Annotated in this window: 23 protein-coding genes; 8 read left to right on the top strand and 15 right to left on the bottom strand. The window is 65.4% G+C overall.

Translation table 11 applies throughout. The features are described 5' to 3' along the window. Positions 1-505: 505 nt before the first annotated feature. The 5 genes from J0I43_RS03720 (at position 506) to J0I43_RS03700 (ending at position 6,899) form a co-directional block, all read left to right on the top strand. Positions 506-1,831 (top strand): ABC transporter substrate-binding protein, encoded by a 1,326-nt coding sequence (locus tag J0I43_RS03720; RefSeq protein ID WP_292859258.1) that lies wholly within the window; start codon positions 506-508, stop codon positions 1,829-1,831. A gap of 88 nt (positions 1,832-1,919) precedes the next feature. Beyond that, positions 1,920-2,789, top strand: coding sequence for a carbohydrate ABC transporter permease (locus J0I43_RS03715; protein WP_292859255.1), 870 nt, complete (start codon positions 1,920-1,922; stop codon positions 2,787-2,789). A 1-nt stretch (position 2,790) separates the two neighbouring features. Further along, a complete protein-coding gene (locus J0I43_RS03710; protein WP_292859252.1) occupies positions 2,791-3,636 on the top strand; it encodes a carbohydrate ABC transporter permease in 846 nt (281 codons plus the stop codon). Continuing rightward, entirely contained in the window at positions 3,536-5,815 is a 2,280-nt protein-coding gene (locus tag J0I43_RS03705) for a glycoside hydrolase family 2 protein (RefSeq protein ID WP_292859248.1), read from the top strand. Before J0I43_RS03710 ends, J0I43_RS03705 begins: the two co-directional genes overlap by 101 nt. A gap of 85 nt (positions 5,816-5,900) precedes the next feature. Then, positions 5,901-6,899 (top strand): LacI family DNA-binding transcriptional regulator, encoded by a 999-nt coding sequence (locus tag J0I43_RS03700; RefSeq protein WP_292859245.1) that lies wholly within the window; start codon positions 5,901-5,903, stop codon positions 6,897-6,899. A gap of 110 nt (positions 6,900-7,009) precedes the next feature. On the opposite strand, the gene J0I43_RS03695 is transcribed toward J0I43_RS03700, so the two are convergent. Genes J0I43_RS03695 through J0I43_RS03645 form a run of 11 tightly spaced genes read right to left on the bottom strand, consistent with a single transcriptional unit; the run spans position 7,010 to position 17,520 of the window. After that, positions 7,010-7,462 (bottom strand): single-stranded DNA-binding protein, encoded by a 453-nt coding sequence (locus J0I43_RS03695; RefSeq protein WP_292859242.1) that lies wholly within the window; start codon positions 7,460-7,462, stop codon positions 7,010-7,012. A gap of 16 nt (positions 7,463-7,478) precedes the next feature. Then, complete coding sequence (locus tag J0I43_RS03690) at positions 7,479-7,967, bottom strand: hypothetical protein (protein WP_292859239.1); 489 nt, start codon at positions 7,965-7,967, stop codon at positions 7,479-7,481. Then, positions 7,964-8,356, bottom strand: coding sequence for a hypothetical protein (locus J0I43_RS03685; RefSeq protein WP_292859236.1), 393 nt, complete (start codon positions 8,354-8,356; stop codon positions 7,964-7,966). Before J0I43_RS03685 ends, J0I43_RS03690 begins: the two co-directional genes overlap by 4 nt. Next, the gene (locus J0I43_RS03680) at positions 8,353-10,155 is read right to left on the bottom strand and encodes a TraM recognition domain-containing protein (protein ID WP_292859233.1); all 1,803 of its coding nucleotides are present in this window, start codon (positions 10,153-10,155) and stop codon (positions 8,353-8,355) included. The genes J0I43_RS03685 and J0I43_RS03680 overlap by 4 nt, the downstream gene beginning before the upstream one ends. After that, positions 10,152-11,426, bottom strand: coding sequence for an AAA family ATPase (locus J0I43_RS03675; RefSeq protein WP_292859231.1), 1,275 nt, complete (start codon positions 11,424-11,426; stop codon positions 10,152-10,154). Before J0I43_RS03675 ends, J0I43_RS03680 begins: the two co-directional genes overlap by 4 nt. Continuing rightward, positions 11,423-13,048: a hypothetical protein gene (locus J0I43_RS03670; protein ID WP_292859229.1), complete on the bottom strand. Its 1,626-nt coding sequence runs from the start codon at positions 13,046-13,048 to the stop codon at positions 11,423-11,425. The genes J0I43_RS03675 and J0I43_RS03670 overlap by 4 nt, the downstream gene beginning before the upstream one ends. After that, positions 13,048-14,538, bottom strand: a complete 1,491-nt coding sequence (locus J0I43_RS03665) for an SCO6880 family protein (RefSeq protein ID WP_292859227.1) — start codon at positions 14,536-14,538, stop codon at positions 13,048-13,050. The genes J0I43_RS03670 and J0I43_RS03665 overlap by 1 nt, the downstream gene beginning before the upstream one ends. After that, positions 14,535-16,052, bottom strand: a complete 1,518-nt coding sequence (locus J0I43_RS03660) for a hypothetical protein (protein WP_292859224.1) — start codon at positions 16,050-16,052, stop codon at positions 14,535-14,537. The genes J0I43_RS03665 and J0I43_RS03660 overlap by 4 nt, the downstream gene beginning before the upstream one ends. Further along, positions 16,052-16,342: a hypothetical protein gene (locus J0I43_RS03655; RefSeq protein WP_292859221.1), complete on the bottom strand. Its 291-nt coding sequence runs from the start codon at positions 16,340-16,342 to the stop codon at positions 16,052-16,054. Before J0I43_RS03655 ends, J0I43_RS03660 begins: the two co-directional genes overlap by 1 nt. 10 nt (positions 16,343-16,352) lie before the next feature. Continuing rightward, on the bottom strand, positions 16,353-16,976 hold the full coding sequence (locus tag J0I43_RS03650) for a M23 family metallopeptidase (RefSeq protein WP_292859218.1): 624 nt from the start codon (positions 16,974-16,976) through the stop codon (positions 16,353-16,355). Position 16,977: 1 nt separating this feature from the next. Next, the gene (locus J0I43_RS03645; RefSeq protein ID WP_292859215.1) at positions 16,978-17,520 is read right to left on the bottom strand and encodes a hypothetical protein; all 543 of its coding nucleotides are present in this window, start codon (positions 17,518-17,520) and stop codon (positions 16,978-16,980) included. A gap of 573 nt (positions 17,521-18,093) precedes the next feature. On the opposite strand from J0I43_RS03645, the gene J0I43_RS03640 reads away from it, so the two are divergent. The 3 genes from J0I43_RS03640 (at position 18,094) to J0I43_RS03630 (ending at position 20,300) form a co-directional block, all read left to right on the top strand. After that, positions 18,094-18,411 (top strand): MarR family transcriptional regulator, encoded by a 318-nt coding sequence (locus J0I43_RS03640; RefSeq protein ID WP_292859212.1) that lies wholly within the window; start codon positions 18,094-18,096, stop codon positions 18,409-18,411. Between the two features lie 112 nt (positions 18,412-18,523). Continuing rightward, entirely contained in the window at positions 18,524-19,825 is a 1,302-nt protein-coding gene (locus J0I43_RS03635) for an ISL3 family transposase (protein WP_292859209.1), read from the top strand. A gap of 247 nt (positions 19,826-20,072) precedes the next feature. Continuing rightward, a complete protein-coding gene (locus J0I43_RS03630; protein ID WP_292859206.1) occupies positions 20,073-20,300 on the top strand; it encodes an RNA-binding S4 domain-containing protein in 228 nt (75 codons plus the stop codon). Between the two features lie 10 nt (positions 20,301-20,310). Here the strand turns inward: J0I43_RS03630 and J0I43_RS03625 are convergent, their stop codons facing one another. From J0I43_RS03625 to J0I43_RS03610, 4 genes are all read right to left on the bottom strand, one after another. Next, positions 20,311-21,000, bottom strand: coding sequence for a YesL family protein (locus tag J0I43_RS03625; protein WP_292859203.1), 690 nt, complete (start codon positions 20,998-21,000; stop codon positions 20,311-20,313). 10 nt (positions 21,001-21,010) lie between these two features. Further along, positions 21,011-21,988 carry a carbohydrate ABC transporter permease gene (locus tag J0I43_RS03620; protein ID WP_292859200.1) on the bottom strand — a complete coding sequence of 326 codons (978 nt, stop codon included), beginning with the start codon at positions 21,986-21,988 and terminating at the stop codon, positions 21,011-21,013. 12 nt (positions 21,989-22,000) lie between these two features. Continuing rightward, positions 22,001-22,999 (bottom strand): sugar ABC transporter permease, encoded by a 999-nt coding sequence (locus J0I43_RS03615; protein WP_292859197.1) that lies wholly within the window; start codon positions 22,997-22,999, stop codon positions 22,001-22,003. 96 nt (positions 23,000-23,095) lie between these two features. Next, complete coding sequence (locus J0I43_RS03610) at positions 23,096-24,787, bottom strand: extracellular solute-binding protein (RefSeq protein ID WP_292859194.1); 1,692 nt, start codon at positions 24,785-24,787, stop codon at positions 23,096-23,098. Positions 24,788-24,965: the final 178 nt, after the last annotated feature.

Genomic DNA, 24,965 nt, shown 5'->3' with positions numbered 1-24,965 from the left:
TCAGAACATAAATGCTACATTTGAAAGATCGCGATTACCGAAGCGAGATTAACGAAGAGTGCCGATCGAGGTAAGGCGAATGGGCGCGGACCGCTTCGAACCCCTTACTGCGCTGGGGCTGCAACTCGACATGCTCGCCGTCACAAGCGAAGCAAACTCTGAGACGGGTGCGCGTGGGTGGCCGCGTGGGCGGGCCTCAGGTCAATGTCCATGATCGTGGATGCCGGGGCCGGCGAGTGGTCCGATAATGCACCCACAAATTCGTTTCCAGGCGCGCGATCGATGGTGCCCCCCGGCGCATTGGGCGAGAGTGACGGATTGACTGAGCCATTGCGAGTCGATCGGTGGCGCGTCGAACGCGTCGATGCGACGCCGCGAAGTCGGACTTTGATGGCTTCCGCGCGAAATCGTGGATCTGCTTTCCGGTCTCTTGACGTGCGGTCGACAGCCCACTAGAGTCCAACTACTGACAAGGTTGTCAGGTGGCTCTAGAATGGAGATATCAGTGACGCTATTACCTGCCCGACAAGTGACCCGTCGGATCGCGATTGCGATCGCTTCGATGGTCACCGCGTCGCTCGCTCTCGCCGGCTGCGGCACGGCGGCATCGACTGAGGTGGTTAAGGATCAGACCACCTTCAACTACCTGACGTCTAGGCCGAGCTCGGACGGTGCACTGAGTGCCTTGAATGCCGTCGCTGATGCCTACAGTCAGACGGCCGAGGGCGCCGGCTTCAAGCTCACTGTCGAGAGCGTGGCCGACCGTCCGGCGTACCTCCAGAAAGTCAAGGTGCTCGCATCGAGCAATGCCCTCCCTGACATGTTCGACGCAGACCCGGAGCCGTACTTCAAGCAGATTGTCGACACCGGTGTCGTTGCGGATATTGGCGCGCTCTACAAGGAAGCGGGCGTCACCGACAAGTTCTTCCCGATATCCATCGACTATCCGAAGTGGCCCGACGGCACGCTCAACCTCATCACGCTCCAGGCCAACGCGGAGTACTTCTTCTACAACAAGGACCTATTCAAGAAGGCCGGAGTGACGCCCCCGCAGACTTTCTCCGAGATGCTTTCCGCCCTCGACGCGCTCCAAGGAAGCGGCATCACCCCCATCGCCGTCGCTGGCAAAGAGCAGTGGCCCTATTTTCGCTACATGTCGATGTATGCCTTCCGTCAGACGGGCAATGACTTCATCGACAGCCTCGCGGACGGCAGCGGTAGCATGGCCAGCCCTGCCGGTGTAGGCTCCGCCAAATTCCTGCAGACCCTGTCGCCGTACTTCCAGTCCGGATCAACCAATACCGACTACACGACAGCGGTCGACCTCTTCACGAGCGGGAAGGCTGCCATTCTCTACAACGGGACGTGGGAGTTGCCCTCGTTCGTCGATGAGAAGGACAACCTCAAGCCGAACATCGGGTACTTCAAGATGCCGACTCTGAGCGCGACCGACGCGGTGCCCGCAACTGACTTCTTCGCCAACTCGGGTATTGGCATCGCGCTCAAGAAGTCTTCCCTAAACGACTCGATGAGAGGGTTCTTAAACTACTTCTTCGAGAATTACGGGAATACAGCCTTCCACGACTTCAATGTCATCCCCTCGATCCGTCCGGACCTTGATAGCAGTGTGAGCGAACTGTACGCGAACATCATGGATGACATCGCGAACGTCAAAGACTTTGCAAGGGTATGGGACGTCATGCTTGACGCAAACTCTGTGAGTGTGCTTGGTCGTGCAGCGGGCGAACTCGTCGTCGGTCAGACGTCGCCAGAAGGGCTAGCTGATCAGGTCGACGAGGCATTGGCACAGCAGGGTCAGAGCTCCCAATGATCTGTCACAGTGCGGGGGCGCCAGTCGGCGCCCCCGCCACCGCTCCAGAGGCGCCAGGGACCCCTTTCGCGGACGGAGGAACTCTCGGATGATCGGACGTTCCCGGGTGACCCCGTGGCTATATGTTGCACCAGCGCTATTGGTGTTCACGGCCACGGTTACCGCCCCCATCCTCTGGTCTCTCTCGCTGAGCTTCTTCCGCTGGAATGGACTAGGCGCGCCCCAGTTCGCTGGTATGCAGAACTTCGGTCAGTTGTTCGTAGACGGGATCTTCCGCCAAGCCGTCGTCAACAATCTCGTATTCACTGGGCTTGGAACACTTGTCCAGATGGTCGTCGGGATGGTCATGGCGATTCTTCTGCTCTCCATCCGCCGGTTCCGGAACATTATCCGCGTCGCGTACTTTGTGCCGTGCGTTATCTCGTCGGTCGCGATCTCGCAGATCTTTGCGCAGCTGCTGTCCGCGAACCCTCCGGGCGTTCTTAACGCGATGCTTGGGTCGGCGGGTGCCGACACAGTGCCGTTCCTTTCGGATCCTCGCCTCACGTTAGTCATCGTCACACTTGTCGATGCATACAAGTTCTGTGCGATTTACATGGTGATCTACTACGCGGCATTCATGGCCGTCGATCGTGAGGTGCTCGAGGCTGCCGAACTAGATGGTTGCAACTGGTGGCAACAGTACGTCTATGTCAAGTTCCCGCTCGTCGCGGCCGTGGTCGCGTCGACAGTCGTGATGCTTGTGAGCGGCACATTGAAGGGTTTTGACGTCTCGTACATCTTGACGAACGGCGGGCCAGGTGCCTCCAGCGAGCTCGTGTCCACCTATCTCTACAAGACGATCTTCACGTCAGCCAACTTCGGCTACGGCAGTGCACAGAGCGTCTTCCTCGTCATCGAGTGCCTGATCATCGTCGCCATCTTGCGACGGTTGTTCCGACATGATCCGGAGGCCTGACATGCAAACCGCGACCAAGAGGCGGAGTCCGGCCAGCCGCCTCGTATACGTCTTCGTGGCACTCTTCCTTCTGCTGCAGCTCTACCCAGTTTTCTGGGTGCTGGCATCGTCGTTTAAGACTCCGGAGCAACTCGCCGGCGCCGCACCGTACTCACTTCCGACGAGTCTCTACTTCGGCAACTATGTGCGAGCATTTGAGGACTCTCAGATCCCTCTGTACCTGCTCAACAGCACGATCGTTGCTCTACTCACGATCGGTCTGACGATCGCACTCGGGGCGCCCGCCGCATTCGCCATCACCAAGCTCGGCTTCCGGGCTGGGCAGAAAATCCTGGGCTACTTCCTGTTCGGAATCATGGTGCCGATCTTCGTCGTGCTCCTGCCGATGTTCCAGGCATACGGAGTCCTGGGGCTGCGCGACAGCCTGTGGGCCGTGATCATTCCGCAGATCGGGTTCAATCTGCCCCTTTGCATCTACCTGTACACGACCTTCATGCGGTACATCCCCGATTCGTTGATCGAGGCGGCACGCATCGACGGCGCAGGGACCTTTCGGATCCTCACGCGGATCGTCTTCCCGCTGTCGGCGAACACGACGGTCACGATCATCACCTTCAACTTCGTGTTCGTTTGGAACGAATTCGTCTTCGCCAACACGTTCCTGACGTCTGTATCGAACAAAACACTGCCGATCGGGCTCAACGACTACGTCGGTGTGTTCGGCAAGACGGATTTCGGCGCAACGTATGCGGCGATCGTCGTGTCTCTCGTGCCCACCCTCATTCTCTACTTCATCCTCAACCGACAAGTCATCAACGGCATGGCCGCCGGAGCCGTCCGCGGATGACGACCTCACCACCCCGAATCCTCGAAGAAAGCGCGCATTACCCATGGAGCTGAACCTCGACACCCGCTGGCAGATCCTCCAAGACGTCCACGACAACGGCGAAGAACTGGGGCTTCCCGTCGGCATCGAGTTGACTGCCCTCGGGCATCAACTCTCCGAGTGGGAACCGCTACGGCACCTGCGGCACCTGCAGCTCGAGCTTGAGAACACCCCGTACTGGGGGCGGCGGCTGCGCTACTTCAACGACGCTCCGTGGTGGTACCTGAATGAGTTCGAGTTCGCCGATTCCGCGGCCGAGTGCGTGACACTGTCGTTCACGAATGTGGACTACTTCTGTCGAGTGTGGCTCAACGGCGAGTATCTCGGCGAACACGAGGGATACGCGACTCCGTTCTCGTTCGACATCACGGGCGTGATCCGCCACGAAGCCACCAACCGGCTCGTCGTCAAGGTGTGGTCGCCCTGGGACAGCGAGATCGAGAAGAACGCCCCTGAGCTGCGCACCTTCCGCGTGAAGCGAGATCTCGTCAAGGGCACGTACGAGCACGACGACACGCTCATCGCGCGCGACGTCAATCCCGTCGGGATCTACGGCACAGTACGGATCACCTCGACGCGAGGTGCCCGCTTCGACGGTGAACCGCGCGTATCGTACGAGCTGGACATGGACGCCCGTCAAGCAAGCGTTTGCTTCGCGGGCGAACTCGCCGCCGCCCCGGATGCCAAACTCGAGCTCGAACTCGTCCACCTGTCGACCGGCAAGACGATCGCTCATACGGCCACCCGCATCGCGGAGGGAGCTTTTGCCGCACGCTTCGACGCACACGGTGTGCGGCTCTGGACCACGTGGGATCGAGGTCATCCCCACCTCTACGAGCTGCGTGTCACGCTCGACGGTGTACCCCAGCGTCCGCGCCGGATGGGCTTTCGACGCGTCACCCTCGACCGTACACCGGGCCGCACCGCCTACTCGCTAAACGGCCACCCTCTGTACGTGCGCGGCACGTCCTACTTCCCGGACGTGTATGTCTCATCGCTGAGCCCGCAAAGATACCGGCGCGACCTGTTGGCGATCAAGGCGGCCGGTTTCAATGTCATCCGCGTCCATGTCCACGTCGAACTGGACAGCTTCTACGACCTATGCGACGAACTTGGCATCGCCCTATTGCAGGACTCCGAATACAACTGGACTCATCCCGTGAGCGACGCGTGGGCAGAGCGGATGGTTCGCATCTACTCCGACACGATCCTGATGCTCGAGGACCACCCCTCGCTCATCACCTGGATCTGTCTCAACGAGCCGGGAGTGGCCGACGTGCTGTTCGACGGGACGCCGAACAACCGGGCGATGGAGGTGAGCCCCGGGCCAGCGCTCGTCGACGCCGTTACCGCGCTTGACCCATCGCGCCCCCTCATCAAAGGCTCGTACTGCGAGGACGACCCGCTCAGCGGTGACAGCCACAACTACCTCGGGTCGCTCCACGGCGGCGAGTACACCGAGATCGACGGGACGACCGAGAAGCTCAACACCGAATTCGGTGTCGACGCGCCCGGGATTCGGAGCAATCTTGAAAAGGAGCCCGACCTCGAAAGACGCCTCGGGTCACTCCTGGATGGCCTGGAGCCCATCCAGGAGTACCAGTACCGGCTGTTGAAGCACTACATCGAGCACTACCGGCTGCAGAAGGACGCACCGAACACCGGATACGTGCAATTCATGTTCATCGACCTCTCGCCTCAGAGCTTCTACGGCGTCTACGACTGGTGGGGTGTGCCCAAGAGAGGGCTCGACGCCCTGTCGGAGAGCAACCAACCCACCGCCGTGATGCTCCGCGTTTCCTCCGGACGGGCCGACTCGCTCTGGTTTGTCAACGACACAGGCGATCAGCTGCCGCACCTCGTCGCCCGGTGGAGTCTGCGTGACGGGACAACGGGAGCGCTGCTCGACGAGGGTGAGTCCGTGCCGGCGAGCTGCGGTCCGGATGGCATCGTGCGGTTGGCGACGATGAGCATCGCTGCCAGTGAGACCCCCGTCAGTTTCCGCGTGAGCGTCTTCGATGGTGCTGATCGTGTCATCGCGGAGAACCGCTACGAACGGCTCTTCGATCATCCCCGTCGGCTCGAGGGGCATCCTGACCGGATGAGCCACGAGCTCGGGATGCGCCTTTATCACGCGTAGTGTCGCTCGGGCACGGCAGAATTCTCACATGAGTACTCATGAAGTTGCACTCTCGCGAGTCCGGCTCGGGCCTGTGCGTCCAACGATGACCCAGGTTGCCGAGCAGGCAGGTGTGTCACTTAAGACGGTCTCCCGAGTAATCAACAACGAGAAGTGGGTTTCGGAGCAGACCGCCAAACGCGTTCTGAGGGTGATCGCAGAGTTGGGCTATGAAGCAGACATACAAGCGGGGAACCTCAGACGGCTGGATGGGCTGACGCGATCGATCGGTCTCCTCGTCGGCGCTATCGACAATCCCTTCCACGCCGTGCTGGCGCGGGCCATAGAAGAGGAGGCAATCAGCCGTGAAGTCACTGTACTCATCAACAGCCTCGATCACGACGCGGAGCGCGAGCGTAAGGTGGTCTCCGGTTTTCTCCGACGCCGTGTCGACGGTCTGTTGCTGACGACCGCGACGCAGTCCCAGGAGTATTTGTCCATCGAACAGACGCACGGGACACCTGTGGTGTTCATTGACTCGATCCCGAAGGGCATCGCCGCCGACGCTGTGCTCAGCGACAGCAAGGAGGGCGCTTTCCTCGGTGCGAATCACCTGATCGAGCGCGGGCATCGCCGCATCGCCTACATCGATCTCAGCGAAGCGACGACCACCCTGAGGGAGCGGCACGAGGGGTTTCTCGCCGCGATCGCGGCGGCAGGTATCCCGGCATCGATGACCCCCACCGTTCTCACGGGACTGGACGCGTCGGAGGCGGAGCGGGCCATCGCGCATCTGCTGCGCTCGGACGATCCGCCCACGGCGATTTTCAGCGCGCATTACATCACGACAATCGGCGTCGTCCGTGCGCTGCAGCACGCAGACCGCCACCGCAGTGTCGCCCTCGTCGGGTTCGATGACCTGGCCTTCGCAGATCTCCTCGATCCGGGCATCACCGTCGTGACCCAGGACCCGCGGCGGATCGGCATTCGCGCCGCTGAACTCGTGTTCGACCGCTTAGACGGCAAATCCGCACCGCCCGCCATCCACCGCATCCCCACGACGTTGATCCCGAGGGGGTCGGGCGAGATCGTCCCGGCGGCGTAGCCGTATCGCTGTTTCTTGCACTGCGAGACGGAGATACATGTCGGGACTTCGCATCTGATACAGAGGCGGGCAGGAGTACGCTGACTCCTGCCCGCCTCTGTCGTGATGGCTCAGCGAGCAACCTCGGCGCCGGTGTACGAGACCGGTGCTGCTACCGGCCCCGTGGCGGATACGTCCGTAGCGGGGCCGTTAGCTTTTGGGGCGCGGTCGACGTTGACGTCGGCGAACTTCAGTGATGCGCCGACGTTGTCGGCGATCACATCACGCGTCTCACGCGTCGTGCCGGACTCTTCGTCGACGTATGTCCCGAACCGCAGCTCGCCGGCCACCACGACGGTGTCGCCTTTGTGCAGCGAGTTCGCGACGTGACGCGACTGCTGGTTGAATACGACGACCCGGTGGAACACCGTACCGGCATCCTCCCAGAGATTCGTCGCCTGGTTGAGGCGCCGATCGTTGACGGCCACGGTGAACCGGGCGTACTCGTTGCCTGATTCGCCGGTGCCGTACTCGGGGTCACCGGTGAGGTTGCCCTCGAGGGTGACGGGGATTCGTGTCGTCATCCTTCCTTCTCCTTTCTTAAGAGGCATCCGAAGGGACACCTCGGTGAGCGTGGGCCTGGCTGGTCCACGCGTCCCATTCCGCCACATCGGTCGCGGCCGACCATGAGCGGGGTTTTGTTTCGTTGTGGCCGCTCGCGCAGCCGGCCCCGGCTCGGCTCAGCCGTGGCGTCGCGAGTGAGAGTCGTTCGTGCCAGCCGATCGCGCCGAACCCGGCGTCGCTGGGATCGAACGCGGCCAGGTGCGCGACGTGCAGGGCGGAGAGTTCTTCCACGAGCGCGCCGTGTCGCCACCAGCAGTTCGGGACGACGCTGACGGGCACGTTGTACCGGACGGTGAACCACTCGACCCATTCGCGAAGGTTGTTCCACTCTTTGCGGGCGTCGGCGTCGGGCATCCGCCGCCAATCGACCGCGTGCGCGCCGATCGCATCAGACGTGCCTTTGTGCACGGAGAGCAGTTCGGCGATCGCGAAGGCATCGAGGTCCCGTTCGTTGTCCTCGTTCATGGCGCCACCTGATGCGTGAGCTTGGCGCGCACGCGCTGTAGCGCGAACTCGGTTGCTGCGCGCCGCGTGCGGTTGCGGGAGAGCACAACGTCGCGGTCGATCAGTCTGTGGACGAGCTCGTGACAGTACGGGTGCAGGGGCACGAGATCGGCGTGCGGTTCGAATGCGCGCCACGACCCGTCACCGGCAACCGAGACGCCGGCATAGTCAACGTGGTGCAGCTCAAGCTGCGAGCGCAGGGCCGGTCGGTCGCATGCGGCGCAGACGAGGGGGATGCCAAGTCGCTCATGTTTCGCAAACCACCGATTGCGGCGTGCGAACCAGGCCGGTGAGCGGAGAAACTCGGCGCGATAGCGATTGCGCGCGGTGGGTTTGCGACGGTTGCTCATTCTTCGGTCACAGCCTCGGCGATTTCGGGGCGGCGGCGCACGGCCTGGAAGACGGCCTGCTGGTCGGACTCGGTCTGCCGTTTGCCCGATTGGATTGTGCGCGCGTCGCGCCGTTCGTCCCACCCGGCAAGGTCGAGAAGCACTCCGCGACGGTTGCGGTAGGCGAGCAGGCCGATGGTCTGCGGCATCCGCCGAATCTCGTCGACCGACATCAGAGGGAGCCGCTCGTGCTGCTCGCTCGTCGTGTAGCCGGTGTCGCGGGTCGACCACGAGCGCTGCGTTCGCTTGGTTTCGCGCGTCCCCAGCAGCGCTTCAACGTCGCGCAAGTGGTCGACGTGTGACGCGCCGCCCAGAAGCACTTTCGCGGTCGCCGCGGCCCAGATCGTGTCTGCTTCCGCCCGTGACCATGCTGTCTCTGCTTGCGAGAGTGCTTGCAGGACAACGAAGCTGCAGATTCCGCGCCCTCCTCCGTCCGCCATGATGCGCGGAAGGTTGCCCCAGCGGAACATGTTGGCGATCTCGTCGAGAATCAGCCCCAGGGGGAGTGCGAGGCGAGCCCCGGGCGAGGCGAGTGCTTTGGCGCGGGCGACTTCGACGACGTCATCGAGCAGGGCACCGAGGAAGCCGCCCATCGCTGATGCTCCGGAGGCGGACCCGATCAGGTAAAGCGTGTTGGCGGCATCCAAGAACTCTTCCGGGTCGAACACCGGGTCTCCCGGCGCGGGCATGAGCGCTTCGCGAATCTTGGGCACGGCCAGGGGTGCGACGGCGTTCTGCACGCCGAACCAGATGGAGGAGACGATCTTGTCGTCGCCGGAGAGGGTGGCTTCGAGGTTGTCGCCCCATTCGGGTGCGCCGTCGGCGCGCAGCACGTCGACGGCGGTGCGCGCGACCGCGGGGCTTGTGCCCCAGTTGTAGACGTCCTTGATGGTGCGGCCGCCGACCGCCGCAGCGTGCAGGAGCCGGCTCAAGACGACCCCCGACGCTTGCGCCCACTCCGCGTTGGTGGTCGAGGTGCCCAGCGCGGTGCCGGTGATGATCGCGTTGCCGCGCTGCATTGCGACCAGCGGGTCCTCGCACCCGGCAATCGGGGAGACACGCAACGGGTGTCGCACCCCGGAGAGCCCTTGCGGGTCGAACACGTGCACAGTGCCGCGCTGTTCGCGCATGTGCAAGGTGGCGGTGAGGTTGTCGTTGGTGGTCGAGGTCGTGATCAGCGGGCCCGACCAGTCGATGATCGCGGAGATCAGCACCCGATACCCCTTGCCCGACCGCGGTGGGCCTTCCAAGGCGACGGAGTCTTCGATCGAGACGAACACGTCGCGCCCGCGCGAGCGCCCGACCCGCCACCCGACGTCGCTGGGTTGCGGGTGGCTGAGACCGGGCCGCAGCTGCTTCGCGCGACGCAACACGGCGCGGGCAGAGAGATGGGCGCGGATCTCGGATGCTTCGGCGAACCCGGCCCGCGAGCGCAAGTCCGCAACGAACGCGGCATCCGACTGCCGGTAGCGACGGTACAAGGCGAAGCCGACGATGGTCAGCGCCGCGACGAGCACCACGGCGGTGATGTCGACGATGCGGATCGCCGCCACCGGAAGCGCACAGCCCTCGGGCGGCGAATATGCCGCGGTGTCACCCGAGATCGCGAGCCAGAGACCGGAGAACGGGCTCACCGCCTTCGGCCTGGCTCCGCACGCGATCTGCGTCACGAACTCCGCGAGGAACGCGAACACCAACCCCAGCACCGCGGTGATCGCGATGAGGACGGCGATGGCCTTGCCGAGCATGCTCTCGCTCATGATTCGTCCAACCCTCGGGCAACCGCCGCAGCAACACGTATCCACGCGTCGCGCGTCGGCCCGCGCAGGTCGTCGAGCCGCAACGGCCCCGACCTCAGCGCCGCGTCGAACGGCACGGACTGAACCGCCCGCACCCCATCGGCGAACGCGTCGACATAGCTGCGGGCCACCACGCCGCCGGCGGGTTCAGGCTGCGTGACGACGACCACCGCGTTCTCGGCCAGGCTGCGGGAGCGTTCGTCGCGCTGCCGCAGCGCATCCAGCAGAAGCGACGCGGACTCGGCAGACTCCGGGGTGGTGATCGTCGGGATCACCAGCTGGGTGGCGCCGTCGATCATCCGCAGCCACCGGTCAGCGGATTCGTCGTTGCCGGAGTCGAACACGATGATGCGGTAGTAGCGCGAGACGGCCTGCACGAGCAGGTCGAAGTCGTCACGCGAGATGCGCTGATCGGTGGCGAGCAGCTCCGGGTTGGAGCGCAGCACGTCGTACCGGTCCACGCTCTGGTGGTGCACGTACTGAGCGATGTCAGAGACCGACGAGCTCGCCTGAAGCAGACCGTGCGCGGCCGGGAGCAGGTCGCGGACGGTCGTGTCGTAGAGGCCGGCCTCGGTACGCCACCCGAGGGTGCCGCGCGTGTCATTGTTGTCCCACGCCAGCACCGTGCCCCCACCGAACCGTGCGAAAACGGCGGCGATCATGGCGGTGGTCATCGTCTTGCCGACGCCGCCTTTGCCGTTGACGACGGCGATGGTGCGGCATCCGGCCCACTGCTGCGACACGGCGTGCTCATCCCGGGCGCGCTGCTGCTGTGCACGCGAGGGCGGCACGATGAGCCCGATGTGGGCCAGGAACCCGCGCCAACCTGTCCGGGCGTGGCCTACGGAGACCGGTGTTGTGATGAACGAGGCGCGGTGAGGGGAGGGCTCCGGAGTGTCGTCCGGCGGAGCAGTCGGGGGTTCCGGAACCCATTCACTCACCTCCTCTCCTACGTGTGTGGGTGCACCCGCGCGTCGCCGGGTCGCGGGGGGTGCGACGACGGATCCGTCGGGGGTGACGAGCAGGTGGTGCTCGCCGCGGTCGCCCGTCGTGACCAGTTCGACTGCCGTCCGGTGTCGTCGAGCTTCGGCGGCGGCCCGATGGATGATGACCTGGCGGATGTCTTCGTCGGGGGATGCGGCGATCGGTTCGGTGCTGCCGTCCGGTGCGGTGAACGTCGCGCTAGGCCCTGTGACAAGGGCGTACGCGCGCGGCTGCGTGTCGATGCTCATGACGGTGTTCCCTTCGCTGCGGGAGTCAGCCAGCCGTCCAGGCTGGCATCCGGATCGTCTTCGGAGGTGTCCTCGTCGATAGGGGCCGGGGCGGGCCACAGCTCGTCCAGGTCGGGAATCATGAGGATGCCGGGCGGTTCCGGATCGTCCTGGTCGACGACGGCGTCGTCGGTCTTGAAGAGGCCGTACTCCCAGTCGGTGGAGGTGGCGAAGCAGTCCACGACGTACGCGTGCTGACCGACGTAGGCCAGGAACACGCCCATGCGGAGGTTGCGGGCATCGTCGGCGTGCGTCGCCGGCATGTTGAGCCGCTCACGCAGGCTGGCGGCTTCTTGGTGGTTCACCCGGAAGATGAACTTGTTCTCGATGTCGCCGATGATCGAGTACGCGAGGTTGCGTTCCTTCGACCCGGCATCGCCCACAGCATCTAGGTCGCCCATTTTGTGGAGGATGACGATGTTGCTGATGCCGTAGTGGCGCGACAGCTTCAGCCACTGCTGGAACATCTGCAGCGACGAGAGGTTCGTCATGTCCCGCCACCCCTCCTCACGGATCAGGTACCGGGTGCGCCGGGCGGTGCGGTCGGAGATGACGGCCTGGATCCACGACGTGGTGCACACCTGCGTGAGCTGTGCGACCAGCTCGCTGCGGGCGAACAGCTCCGACGTGTCGACGACGACGATCGGGGCATCGCTGTCGAACGCGACGGTGGAGGCGTCTTCGAACAGGCCGGACAGGTCGCCTTCGACGAACCGCCGCAGGACGAAGTGCGGCTGCACCGCACCCTCAGACAGGCGCCGGTCGGTGGTGTCGTCGACGATCGCGGCGAGTTCGTGGCAGACGGTGCGCAGTGTGGGCTGGTCGTTCGTGGTGCGGATGCTGCGTTCGAGCGCGGCATGCAGCGCGGCGTGCTCGACCGCGGTCAGGCGCGTGCCGCCGAGCGTCATCTCGACCAGTGACACGAGGGTGGTGATGCGTCGCTGGCGGACCATCATCTCGTGCTGCTCATCGTCCGTGCCCGAGCGGCGGGGGCCACGGTCGAGCGGGTTCAGCCGCGCCGCGCTGCCGCCACCGATGCGGATGACTACACCGCCCGGGATCGCCTCGGCGACCGCCACCCATTCACCCTTGGGATCGGAGGGGACGACGGCTTGGTGCCCGAACGCGAGGGACCGGGTGACGAGGGTCTTGACCGTTCCGCTCTTTCCGGCCCGGTACGCGCCCAGAACGAGGAGGTTGGTGGAGAAGGTTCCTCGGTCGGTGCTGTCGGCGTACGTCTCCCACGGCGAGAAATGCCACAAAGCGTCGGCGTTGAGGTCGACGCCGACGATGGGGCCCCGGTGGCCCAGGCCGGCGTCGGCGACGAACGGGTAGATCCCGGCGATCTGCCGCGATGTGGCGCTGTGCGGGGCGACGGTCGGGCGTGCGAGGTTCCAGTAGCCGTGCTCGGCGAGCCCCGGACCGAACGGGCCGGCGACCGCCGGTTCCGGCAGTGCGCGCTCGCGGCGCGACGTGGGGCTGGGATCGCCTGCGCGTGTGGCCCGCGAGACGTCGCGCTCCAGCGCGCGCCGTTCCTTCCGCGACAGTCCGGCGGCCTCGAAGACTGCTGCGTGCCGGGCCATCACTTCATCCCCAGCCCGATGGGCAGCGCGTTCACCATGAGAGCTTCAGCCTGCTGGCAGTAGAGGATCTGCGGTTCCATGCCCGCACGGGCCAGTGCGTTGCGCATCCCGGCGGATGCTTCGTCGAGCGCGGCCTCATCGGGGGCGCTGATCGTGAGGTAGGCGCCGTACCGGAACTCGCCGTGGCCGGCGACGATCTCTTCCTCTTGCCGTTCCAGTGCTTCCCAGTCCGCGGCATCCGCCGCCGACCCATCCCGGCCACGCTTCGCGCGGAGGACTTCGTTGCCGCGCCACACCTTCTTGTCGTCTTCGATCCGCTTCATCGCCTTCTTCACCGACACCGGCGTCAACACGATCGAGAAGATGTGGGTGATCGGCTCCCCGGTCCCAGGAGTTCTCGCGAACACGATCGGCTCGACGAACCCGACCGCGGCATCCGAGCGCGGCCATTCATGGATCCACATCGTGGAGTGCACGCCGGAGTCGCTGTACACGACGCCGTTGTTGCCGCGCGGTTCCTCGAGATACATCGGCCCGATCGCGGAGATGTCCACGCCCGCGTCGCGGTCCGGCCGGTTCTGCACGTTGGCGGCGAACTCGGGGTCGAAGGTGATGCGGGCAAGGGCCGCGACGTCGCGGGGCGACAGCCAGCGGCGCACAGTGATGCGCGCGGCGCGGAGGGCGTCGTCGAGGTTCTTCGCTTCCAGGGAGGCTAGCGCCTTGATCGCCTGCTCCCCGCCGCCGAGCGACTTCAGCTGCGGCGCGAGCGCGATGAGGTCGAGGGTGAACGTGAGGTAGTTGCGGTGGGAGACGGCGAACCGCTCGGACCCGTTCATGACAGCCTCGTAGTTGCTGGCCACGGGGGATGCGGCATCCAGGTCTCGCCGCGTGACGACCTCTTGGTAGTGGTCACGGGCGGCGCGAATGGTCGTCGGGATCGTCCGCTCCTGCAGAACGGCCCGCTTGATGCCGGGCCGCTGCGTGAACGAGGCGAGCACCGGCGACCACTGCTGCGCGAGATCGAACCGCTCGGGGACGTCCTTCATCAAGAACCCTTCGACACCGACCTCGGCCGTCACCGACGCGGAACGGTCGTGCGGGTTGTACACGCACGCGGTGCCGTCGAGCTCCCACAACTGCACCGACGCGCGGATGCCGGGGAGGTTGAGCGTGCCGGCAACGTGCGACCGCTCGGGACGGAAGGTGTGCTTGGTCGCGCCGACGGCATGGCGCACCTGTTTCATCACCCACAGCCCGAGTTGGCGGGGACCGGAGTCGTTGTGGATGCGGATGAACGCGAACGCCCCCAGGGGCAGGTAGAGCGGTGCACCGTAGAGCAGGCCGGGAGGGCCGAACCGGTTGACGCTGATGAGGATGATCACGGCGGCGATCGCCACGCAGGTGAGCTGCCATCCGTCCATCCCCATCACCACGCCCTGACGCGAGCGATGCGGCAGGCGGACGGGGTGCGCGATGTCATGAGTTGTCATGGCGAAGTCCTCTCAGTGCGCGAAGAAGGTGGTGACGTGGTCGGGCGGGCGTTCGCCCGCTGAGATGAAGTGGGGGGCGTTGCCTTAGGGGCGCTCCCCGTGCTGCCAGCGGCGGTCGCCGGGCGCGACGCGGTTGCCGTTGCTGCCCGGGATGATGTGGAGGGCGTGGGCGCACTCGGCTTCTGCCCGCCCGCCGAACTGCGGCCGACTGGCCCCTTCGCACTCGACCCGCCGCTGACGCTGGCCCGTGAGGCGCCGCTCGCGACTGCACCTGCCTTTGTCGCGCCGCCCGCCGGCAGCGCGGAGATGCGGCTCGGGACACGCGACACAGCACCCGCAGCGCGGGAGACGCCGCGCCCTGCGCCGGCACCGAGGCGCGAACCGACAGAGTCTGCGGTAACGGCACCGACGAAACTGAAAAGGCCGAACACAGCGAAAGGCGCGAACGCGACGAGCAGCAGGCCGACGATCAGGGGCCAGGCTTGGGGGTCCCAGATGGTCGACACGTCGGCCAGCCCGTTGATGACGAGGGTGAGGAACCCGATCGTGAGTGGCCCGGTGAGAAGGAGTACGACCAGCGCTGAGACATAGCGGACGACCCATTGCGGTCCGAGGCCACGCACGGGGAACAGCATCCATGCGATTGGGCCGACGGCGATGAGCGCGGCGAGGACGATGTTGCGGAAGGCGAACACGAGAAGCATGAGCAGCATGCCGATCATGAGGATCGCGTGGAGCACGAACGCGAAGAAGTAGTTGGCTCGACCGCCCGCCCACATCACCGATTGCAGGGTGCTGAACAGCCCGTCGGGGCCGCTGCGGTTCAGGACGTACCAGGTGAGGTCGTCGATGGCGTTGAGCAGGTGCCCCGTGAGCCACAGCGCGATCGCCGAGGCGGGGAAAGCGACGAAGCTGCGCACCAGGGTGCCAACGAGTTCCGCCCTATCGCCGGAGACGATCGCTGCCGCGACCGCCCACACCATCGCACAGAACAGGATGCCGAGGATCGCCCACTGCCAGAAGGACCACTCCCCGGCTGCCGCCGACCACAGCGTCGTGGAGGTATCGAACCTCATCGCCTGCGCGATCGCGAACATTGTCGACGTCGCGGTGATCGCCAGCCCGCGGCCCGCATTCTCGAACGTGACGCACACCACGTCGCCCAGCGAGCACCCGTACTCGACGAGCAGAGGCATCCCTCCGCTCGTCTTGATTGCGGGGATGTGATCTTCGAACGTCGTGCACACCGTTGCTCTCGTACCGCCGGCGTACACGTTGACGAAGCACTGCTGTGGCCGCACGTCGGTGGCATCCATCGGGGTGCAGCTGATCTGCGCGCCGGACTGCAAGCAGTCCACCGGGTATGCGGGAGCTGACCAGGGCTCGTTGCTCACGACGCTCGCGTTGTCTGCGATTGGTCGGGAGGTGTCTGCCGCGCTGGCAGGGGCGAGCGCGCCGAGCGCGAGTCCGATACCGATGAGGCATCCGATCAGGCTCGTGCGCACGGCGTTCATCAGAATCCGAAGTCGAAGTTGACGAACCATTGGAAGAGCCCGGATGCGGCGCCCAGGACCGCCGCGGCGATGAAGATCCACAGGATGTTTTCACCCGCCCAGGTGCGCATCCGATCGGATGCCAGGCCACGGAATGCCAGGGATGCGCCCGCGATGATCAGCATGATCAACACGACCAGCATGGCGCCGGCCAGGATGTACGACGCGATGACCTGGAAGCCGGCGAAGAACGGTGCCGAGAAGTCGGGCTGAATGTCGGGGACGTCCACGTCGAGGGGTGCTGTTGCCATGATGATGCTCCTATCTCAGAGGCAGGCCGAGCGCGGCCATGTACGGTTCGGGGTCCACGCGGACCCCGTCCTGGATCACTTCGTAGTGCAGGTGACAGCCGGTCGAGTCTCCGGTTGAGCCTTCAGCGCCGATGGGTGTGCCGGCGTGCACGGCGTCGCCGGCCTGGACGAGTTGGGAGCCCCACTGCAGATGCGCGTATCGCGTCTGGAGGCCGCCGCCGTGGTCGATCGTGATCGCATTGCCCCACCCGCCGGCGAGCGGGCCGGATTGCACCACCGTCCCGAGGCCGGCAGCGAAGATGGTGGCCCCGCACGGCTGGTCCATGTCGAAGCCCCGGTGATCGGAGTTGCAGTACGAGCACCCCTCCACCGGGTTGTACCCGTAGCCTCGGCCGACCGAGTACGGTCCGGCAAGCGGATACCCCCACTCGCCGGACGCCGCGGGTAACGCTGCGGTGCCGTGCTGCTCCACGGCAGCGGATGCCGACTGGCCCGCGATCATCATCGGGATCGCCAAAAGTGGTGTGAGCACCGCGAACGTCACCACGACGAGGATGACGACCGCCCCAATCGCGATCTTGCGGCCGGTCCTCGTGTTTGCGAGGGCTGCTGCGACCGCGACCGGGGCACCCATGTCAGGGCTCCAATGTCCCCGAGAACCAGCGGGCCACCTTGCAGTCCCCGGCCTGCTGGGCACTGTTGGGCGTGGGGATCGACTCCGGTCCGCACAGCACCTGGACGCTGACGCGGACTGTCTCGTCGTAGCTGAGCTCACCACCGGCGCCGTCAGTGCTCGTGTAGGTGAGCGTCACGTCGGCGGTGCCGATCGTCATGTCGCCGGTTTCGTCGCTGGGCACGGGCTCGAATTCGACGTCGCCGTCGACGCGAGCGAGGACACGGCCGCTCTCGTCGGCGAGCGAATCCCACCGGCTCTCGGGCAACACGACCGCTTGCCGCAACTCGAGCTTGGCGCCACGCATGACGTCGTCGCGTTCGGCCTGAGTCGCGTAGCGGGTGTCGGGTGTGAACCAGGTGTCGAGGTAGTCGAGCCATGCGTCACGGCCGCTCTTCGTGGTGTCGAAGGTGGATGCCGCGGCGAGAGCTGCACGCACGTAGGTGTCCGCGTCGGTGGTGATCGGCTCCGGCGTCCATCCCCGGTCGGTGACCGAGGGATCCACAGCCGCTCCGGTTGGCGGAGGGGGAGACGAGGTGCCAGGAGTTGTTGGCGCTGTCGTGCTCGTGCTGCCGGAGGGTGTGGGGACGGGCGCGTCGGAGCCGAGTCGCGTCACGATCAGCGCGACAAGCCCCACGATCAGGACGACGGCGCCGAGCACTGCCCACGCGATGTTTCGCTGCCTTGTGCTGGTTCTGGCCATCATGAGTCGCCCTCCTGAACTTTCAGGACGGCATCCGCGCGTAGGTCGGCTGACTCCCGCGAAGGACGCCGTGGCGGAATACTACGCACAAAAGCCCCAGATCGAGAGAAGTTTTTCACAACGCCAGATGGGCGGGGCGTGACAGTAGAGCGACGCTGCTCAGCGGCCGATGCGGCGTCTTGAATGCACGTTATGTGACGACGGCAGGGGTTGTCTGTCCCCCATTCGGCTGGATTTGACGCATTCGTGTCGCCTGACTTCGGCGGCATCCACGTCCTTGACATGAGGGAAGCGTATAACACTACACTCGAGATGTGAAGTGTTTTTTGATTCGCTTTGCTGGACTCGGCGGAGCGGGGCCGCGAGAATGGGCGGGTGCCTCGATATGCCCGCCCCGCGAACGGTGAGTACGCGGAGGACCCGATCAACGCCCTGGGAAACGCGATGCAGGCGACCATCATCGGTCACCTGCGGTCTAATCCTGGCCTCACCCGCGGCGAGATCGCCGAAGCCCTTGAGCTGAACAAGATGACCGTCGCAAACGGCCTCGAGAAGCTCGTCGACGCGGGGCTGCTCCTGGCTGACCCGCCGCGTGACGTCGCCGTGCGCGGGCAGCGGGTGCGCTACACCGTGGACGACGCGGCCGTCACGGAGATGGTCATGCGGCTCGGGCAGGTGCTGGGGGAGTTTTGAGGCTCTTCGCAGTTGAGGGTGTAGTCGAGGGGCGCCGGCTGGTTCGCGGATAGACGTCGAGGTCTTCCAGGATGGAAGTTCTCACACTCACCGTCCGCCGGAAGACCTCGACTTGCACCACCCTACGTTCGCGACCCCTGACCTCACCACGTTCTGCCGCCTCGACGAGCTCGGCCTCGAAGCCGTCGGACAGCTGCTCGAGCCCGACCGGGCAGTATTTGAGTGCCGCGTCGTCGACGACGATCCGTGGTGTCGGAAGTGCGGCGCTGAGGGTGTGGTACGGGACACGGTGACCCGGCCGCTCGCGCATGAGCCGTTCGGGCATCGGCCGACGACGCTGCTGGTCCGGGTGCGCCGCTACCGGTGCGGGCACTGCCGACGCACGTGGCGGCAGGACACGACGAAGGCTGCGGCGCCGCGGGCGAAGATCTCCCGCGGCGGAATCGGGTGGGCGCTCACCGCGATCGTGGTCGACCACCTCACCGTCACCCGAGCCGCAGCAGGCCTCGGGGTGTCGTGGCACACCGCGAACACCGCGATCCTCGCCGAAGGCAAGCGGCGGCTCATCGACGATCCCACGAGGTTCGACGGGGTGACCACGATCGGCGTCGACGAGCACGTCTGGCGACACACCCGGCTCGGCGACAAGTACGTCACCGTGATCATCGACCTCACCCCCGCGAGGAACAAGACCGGGCCGGCGCGGTTGCTGGACATGGTCGAGGGCCGTTCGAAGGCTGTGTTCAAGCAGTGGCTCGCGGCCCGTCCGAAGGAGTGGGCGAAGGCGATCGAGGTGGTCGCGATGGACGGATTCGCCGGCTTCAAGACCGCCGCCGCCGAAGAACTCCCGCACGCCGTCCCCGTCATGGATCTGTTCCACGTGGTCCGCCTGGCCGGTGACGCGCTGGATGTCTGCCGTCGCCGGGTCCAGCAGGACACCACCGGGCACCGCGGCCTCAAGGGCGACCCGCTCTACAAGGCGAGGCGCACCCTCCACACCGGAGCGAGCCTGCTCACCGATCGTCAGCGGACACGCCTGGACGCGGTGTTCGCGAGCGAGGAGCATGTCGAAGTCGAAGCGACCTGGGGCATCTACCAGCGCATCGTCGCCGGCTACCGAGAACCCGGCAAACAGAAGGGCAAGACCATGATGCGCGCCGTGATCGACGCCATCACCGGCGGCGTCCCGGCCGCGCTCGTGGAGGTTCGCAAGCTCGGCCGCACCATGCGCCAGCGCGCCGCGGACATCATCGCGTTCTTCGACCGACCCGGCACCAGCAACGGCCCGACCGAGGCGATCAACGGGCGCCTCGAACACCTCCGCGGCTCCGCCCTCGGCTTCCGGAACCTGACCAACTACATCGCGCGCAGCCTGCTCGAGGCCGGCGGATTCAGACCTCGACTACACCCTTGATTGCGAAGAGCCGGTTTATCCCGTCGCCGAACAGCAGTCCCTCGGGACCCTTGCCGGCGCACGCCTGTTCGATCATCGTCGCGAGACGATGAGGTCGGCGCGGGCGCCCGGCGCGAGCGTGCCCGCCGCGGGACTGATCGACGACCACGAGTGAGGTCCCCGCCCGTCAGGCCGGAGATCCCGCCTGCCGCCCCGGGCGTGGCCCGGCTCCCCGCGCCCGTGGCCGTACGCGACTAGCATCTTCGATATGACGAACCCATCGCCGGTCGAAGATATCCTGATCGGCAGCGAGAGCATCCGCCTCGGCCAGTTCTTGAAGTTCGCCGGCATCCTCGACTCGGGCGGTGATGTGAAGGAAGCCATCATCGACGGCTTCGTGACCGTCAACGGAGAGGTCGACCGGCGGCGCGGACGGCAGCTGCAGGCCGGGGATGTCGTCGGCTTCGACGGGCGCCGCGCTCGCGTCTGCCCCTGACCGGAAGGCGTCAGGCGACCCGCCCGCTCCGGGTCGAGCTCGCCACCTGCACCGGCGCCGGATGCGCGCGCTCGCGCGCATCCATCCCCGGCAGGCGCCCGAACGAGTACACGACGAGCACCACCGCGAAGGCGGGGAGCGCGAACCCGAAGGTCACCAGCACTCCAGGCCACGTGTACCAGGCCCACACGGTGAGCACCAGCACCGCCATCATCATCACGGTGCACAGGGGCCGGGCGATCACCATGCGCAGCGACGTGCGGACGACCCACCAGGCCCGCTCATCGAAGTTGGCGCGCACGACCCACGAGATCATGACGAACACGCCGTACAGCACGTTCACGAGCAGCAGCATGCCCGAGACGGCGACGCCCATCACGCCCATGTCGTTCGAGTTCGCGAGGTAGTAGTCCCACACGAGCAGCAGCCACACCGCGAGCTGGGGCCACCCGAACGCGTTCGCGGAACCGAGCTCGGCTCGCCACGCGCGGTGGAACACGGTCCAGGTCTCGCGGACGGTCCACGACCGAGTCTCATCCAGCGCCCAGGTGCGGAACGTCGCCGCTGACGCGGCGATCGAGGGGAAGAACCCCGCGACGACAAGCCCGAGCAGCGTGTGCGCGACGAACGCCACGTTCGCGACGAACACCGTCAGGATGGCACGGGCGAGCCGTTCGTAGCCGGTGGCGAGTCCCTTCATGATCGTCGCCTCAGCCTTTCACGGCGCCGATCATGACGCCCTTGTTGAAGTAGCGCTGCAACAGCGGGTACAACACCAGCAGGGGCACGCTCGCCACGATGATGACGCCGAACTTGATCTGGTCGGCGAACTGCTGCGCATCGCCCGAACTCTGCCCGATCGACCCGCCGGCGGCCTGTTGCGACTGGTTCGCCATCAGGATCTGCTGCAGCACGTTCTGCAGCGGCTGCAGCTGCTGGTCGCGTACGTAGATGAGGCCGGTGAAGAAGTCGTTCCAGTGCCCCACGAAGTAGTACAGACCGATGACCGCGATGATCGCGCTCGAGAGCGGCAGCACGATCTTCAGGAAGTAGCCGAAGTAGCTGAGACCGTCGATCTGCGCCGCATCGTGCAGCTCCTCGGGGATCGAACTCTCGAAGAACGAGCGCGCGATGATCATGTTGAACACCGAGAACGCGCTCGGCAGGATGAACACCCACATCGAGTTCAGCAGGCCCAGCTGCTTGATCAGCAGGTAGCTCGGGATCAGGCCGCCGCCGAAGAACATCGTGAACGCGAACAGGAACATGATGATCCGGCGCGGCTTGAACTCCCGGCGCGACATCGCGAACGCCGCCGGCAGCGTGACCAGCAGGTTCAGCGCCGTGCCGACCACCGCGTAGATGATCGTGTTGCGATAGCCGGTCCAGATGCGGCCGTCGCCCATGATCAGTTCGTATCCGCCGAAGCCGATGCCCTGCGGCAGCAGGGTGACCTGCCCCGTCGCTACGGCGCGGGGGTCGGAGAACGAGGCGATCACGATGAACCACAGCGGATAGATGACGGATGCCAGGATCAGCGCGATCAGGACGCCGATCACGATGTCGACGGCCCGGTCGCCGGGGGTCTTCTTGAGCATCCGGTGCTTGCCGCGCGGCGGTGTGCCGACGGCGTCGCCCTCGACCTTCGGTGCGAGGGTCCCGGTGGGGGAGAGAGGTGCATTGGCCATGATCGATCGTTCCTAGAAGATGCTCGTGTTGCTGGCGCGCTTGGCGATGTAGTTCGCCAGGATCAGGAACGCGAAGTTCACGACGGCGTTGAACAGCCCGATCGCGGTCGAGTACGAGAACTGATTTCCGAGGATGCCGACACGGTACGTATACGTGGAGATCACTTCGGACGCCGTGATGTTCAGCGTGTTCTGCATCAGATAGACCTTCTCGAACCCGACGCCGAGCACGCTGCCCATGTTGAGGATCAGCAGGATGCCGGCGGTGGGCAGCAGCGCCGGGATGTCGACGTGCCGGATCAGCTGCAGGCGACCCGCGCCATCGATCTTCGCCGCCTCGTACAGCGCCAGGTCGACCGACGACAGCGCGGCGAGGTAGATGATGCAGTTCCACCCGGTGTGCTGCCAGATCTCCGAGATCCAGTAGATGTGCGCGAACGCGCCCGGATCGCCGAGCAGGCTGACGTCACCGAAGAACCGTCCCATGATGCCGCTGCCGGGGGCGAGGAAGATCTGCAGGATCGCGACCATGACGACGGTCGAGATGAAGTGCGGCATGTAGGTGATGGTCTGGGTGAATCCCTTCACGCGGCGGCTGCTGATCTGGTTGATCAGGAGGGCCAGGATGATCGGGGCGATGAACCCCATCACCAGGGTCCAGAGGCTGATCGTGACGGTGTTCATCATGATCTGCCCGAACTGCGGGTTGTTGAAGAACTGCTCGAAGTACTTGAAGCCGACCCAGGCTCCGCCGGTCAGCCCCTTCGTGACATCGAACTCGCGGAAGGCGAGCTGGATGCCGTACATCGGGATGTACGAGAACACCACGATGAAGGCGATGGCCGGCAGCACCATGATCCAGAGCTGCCAGTACCGAGCGAAGTGCCCGCGCAGGCGGCTGGCGCGCGATCCCTTCGGTCGGGCTGTCTCGGCGACGGCCGAGACGACGACGGCCTTCTCGACGGCGCCGCGCGGGCCGGGGGCGACACCGGTGGCGAGAGTGTTCGACATGATGGTGCTCCTTGAAGCTCCTGTGGGGGACGAGGCGCCGGGCCTCATCGGTGGTGCGGGGCACGGCCACGCGCCCCCCCACACCACCGATGACGGCTACCGGGAGATCGTCGCCGTTCCGTCCGCGTTCTCCACGAACTGCAGACTCGGGTCGTTGAGCTCCGTGTTGAGGTCCACGTCGTTCTGCTGCATCACCGCGACGTATCGGTCGTAGGCCGCCTGCTGCAGCTCGATCTGCTGGTCGAGGTTGTTCTTCTGCAGGTCGGCGACGTACGAATCCCACTCCCCGTCGATGCCGCCCTTGGTGACCCACTGTGCGAACTTGCTCATCGCGGTCTGCGAGATGCCGGTGTTGTTCAGGGAGTACTGCCGGTTCTCGTCGGCCGTGAAGGAGACCCCGCCGTAGATGACGTCCTTGTTCAGGTCGATGTTGGCGAAGTCAGGGGCGTACGCGGTCTCGACGTTGCGCACCTCGAACTGCTCCGACGGGAGCGTCAGCTTCACGCCCGGCTGCACGAACCACCCCGGGGCTCCGTCGGACAGCGAGTTCTGGAACTGCCAGTCCGAGGCGTTCTTGGTCGCGTCGGCCGGCGGCAGCACCGTGTAGTCCTTGTCGCCGTTCTTCTGCACGGCGACGTCGAACGAGCCGTAGCGCGCCTGGATCCCGATGTCGGGAGTGTAGAACGCATCGACGAGCTTGAGTGCTGCGTCCTTGTTCTTCGCGCTCGCGGCCACCGAGATCTTGTTCGGGTTGTAGTTCAGCACGTCGCCGTTGAAGAACCACGTCTTCTTCGCGCCGGGGTCGCTGTCCGCCGTGAGGGACGGGAGCGTCATGTACTGGCTGGCCAGCTGCGAACCGAACATGTCGGACGGGGTCCACCAGAACGTCGCGCCCACGGTCGCCGTGTCTCCCTCGCCCTTGGCGGTGGAGGAGTACTTGGAGAAGTCGTGCGTGAAGGCATCCTTGGAGATGACGCCCGCGTCCCACAGCTCGTTCATGTACTGGATGAACTCCTTGTACTGCGGATCGGTGAGGTAGTTCTTCACGGTGCCGTCATCGGCGTACATGCCGTTGCCGCCCCCGGTCACCGAGATGCCGAAGCTCCCGAGCAGGACGTTCGGGTTGAACCAGCCCCAGCCGTCGGTGGACGGGGCGAGGAAGTCGAGGGGGATCTCGTCGGCCTGGCCGTTGCCGTTCGGGTCGCCGGTCTTGAAGGCCTCGAGCGTCGTCTTGAACTCGTCCCATGTGGTGGGGACGGGAAGACCGAGCGTGTCGAGCCACTGCTTGTTGATGAACAGGTGTGCGCTGGAGTTCGCCATGATGCCCGCGTTGACGCCGGGAGCACCGTAGATCTTGTCGTCCCAGGTGGACGCCACCTTCGCGTAGGGCGACTTCTCGAACGTCGAGGCGAGGTTCGGCAGCGAGTCGAGCTCGGCGCCGAGGTCGAGGAAGAGGCTGCCGTAATCGCCCCAGTCGCCGGCGCCGTAGCCGCCGATCGTCACGTCGGCGACCTCGCTGGCCGCGAGAGACGCCTGCTTCTGCTGCGTCCACGACGACTGCGCCGTCTCTTCCCACTTGATCGTGCACCCGCACGCCTCGGCGAGATCCTTGGTCCACGGCATCTCGTCCATCGGCTTGGCGCGGGCATCCTTGATGACCTGGACGGTGACGATCGGCTTGCCGGACGCATCCGTTCCGCTGTCTCCGGTGCAACCGGTCAGCGCGAGGAGTCCGACCACGCCGACCGCGAGTGCTGCCGTCGCCTTCGAATGGGAACTGCGGTGCATTGCTGTGCTCTCCTTCGAGTCTTGACCGCCCGCCCGCGAATCCCGTGCGATCGCGATCGCGCCTGGTGCACGGCGAGCAACCTTGCCGCCGCGCAGCGTGATCCCAACGGTCAGATTTAGCGCCTAAATCTAGGCGTTGGAAGGACAGTAAGCCATGCGCGGACGCGATGTCAACACG

Origin of the sequence: Microbacterium sp. (assembly GCF_017305435.1) — a bacterium.
GTDB lineage: Bacteria > Actinomycetota > Actinomycetes > Actinomycetales > Microbacteriaceae > Microbacterium.
The sequence above is the reverse complement of the archived record's forward strand: the minus strand, read 5'-3'. Positions and strand labels throughout refer to the sequence as shown.

Bases quoted from the DNA above. Each gene is read 5' to 3' on its own strand.
- J0I43_RS03715 (WP_292859255.1), top strand. From the start codon at position 1,920: ATGATCGGACGTTCCCGGGTGACCCCGTGGCTATATGTTGCACCAGCG.
- J0I43_RS03710 (WP_292859252.1), top strand. From the start codon at position 2,791: ATGCAAACCGCGACCAAGAGGCGGAGTCCGGCCAGCCGCCTCGTATAC.
- J0I43_RS03705 (WP_292859248.1), top strand. From the start codon at position 3,536: ATGCGGCGATCGTCGTGTCTCTCGTGCCCACCCTCATTCTCTACTTCA.
- J0I43_RS03700 (WP_292859245.1), top strand. From the start codon at position 5,901: ATGACCCAGGTTGCCGAGCAGGCAGGTGTGTCACTTAAGACGGTCTCC.
- J0I43_RS03695 (WP_292859242.1), bottom strand. From the start codon at position 7,462: ATGACGACACGAATCCCCGTCACCCTCGAGGGCAACCTCACCGGTGAC.
- J0I43_RS03690 (WP_292859239.1), bottom strand. From the start codon at position 7,967: ATGAACGAGGACAACGAACGGGACCTCGATGCCTTCGCGATCGCCGAA.
- J0I43_RS03685 (WP_292859236.1), bottom strand. From the start codon at position 8,356: ATGAGCAACCGTCGCAAACCCACCGCGCGCAATCGCTATCGCGCCGAG.
- J0I43_RS03680 (WP_292859233.1), bottom strand. From the start codon at position 10,155: ATGAGCGAGAGCATGCTCGGCAAGGCCATCGCCGTCCTCATCGCGATC.
- J0I43_RS03675 (WP_292859231.1), bottom strand. From the start codon at position 11,426: ATGAGCATCGACACGCAGCCGCGCGCGTACGCCCTTGTCACAGGGCCT.
- J0I43_RS03670 (WP_292859229.1), bottom strand. From the start codon at position 13,048: ATGGCCCGGCACGCAGCAGTCTTCGAGGCCGCCGGACTGTCGCGGAAG.
- J0I43_RS03665 (WP_292859227.1), bottom strand. From the start codon at position 14,538: ATGACAACTCATGACATCGCGCACCCCGTCCGCCTGCCGCATCGCTCG.
- J0I43_RS03660 (WP_292859224.1), bottom strand. From the start codon at position 16,052: ATGAACGCCGTGCGCACGAGCCTGATCGGATGCCTCATCGGTATCGGA.
- J0I43_RS03655 (WP_292859221.1), bottom strand. From the start codon at position 16,342: ATGGCAACAGCACCCCTCGACGTGGACGTCCCCGACATTCAGCCCGAC.
- J0I43_RS03650 (WP_292859218.1), bottom strand. From the start codon at position 16,976: ATGGGTGCCCCGGTCGCGGTCGCAGCAGCCCTCGCAAACACGAGGACC.
- J0I43_RS03630 (WP_292859206.1), top strand. From the start codon at position 20,073: ATGACGAACCCATCGCCGGTCGAAGATATCCTGATCGGCAGCGAGAGC.
- J0I43_RS03625 (WP_292859203.1), bottom strand. From the start codon at position 21,000: ATGAAGGGACTCGCCACCGGCTACGAACGGCTCGCCCGTGCCATCCTG.
- J0I43_RS03620 (WP_292859200.1), bottom strand. From the start codon at position 21,988: ATGGCCAATGCACCTCTCTCCCCCACCGGGACCCTCGCACCGAAGGTC.
- J0I43_RS03615 (WP_292859197.1), bottom strand. From the start codon at position 22,999: ATGTCGAACACTCTCGCCACCGGTGTCGCCCCCGGCCCGCGCGGCGCC.
- J0I43_RS03610 (WP_292859194.1), bottom strand. From the start codon at position 24,787: ATGCACCGCAGTTCCCATTCGAAGGCGACGGCAGCACTCGCGGTCGGC.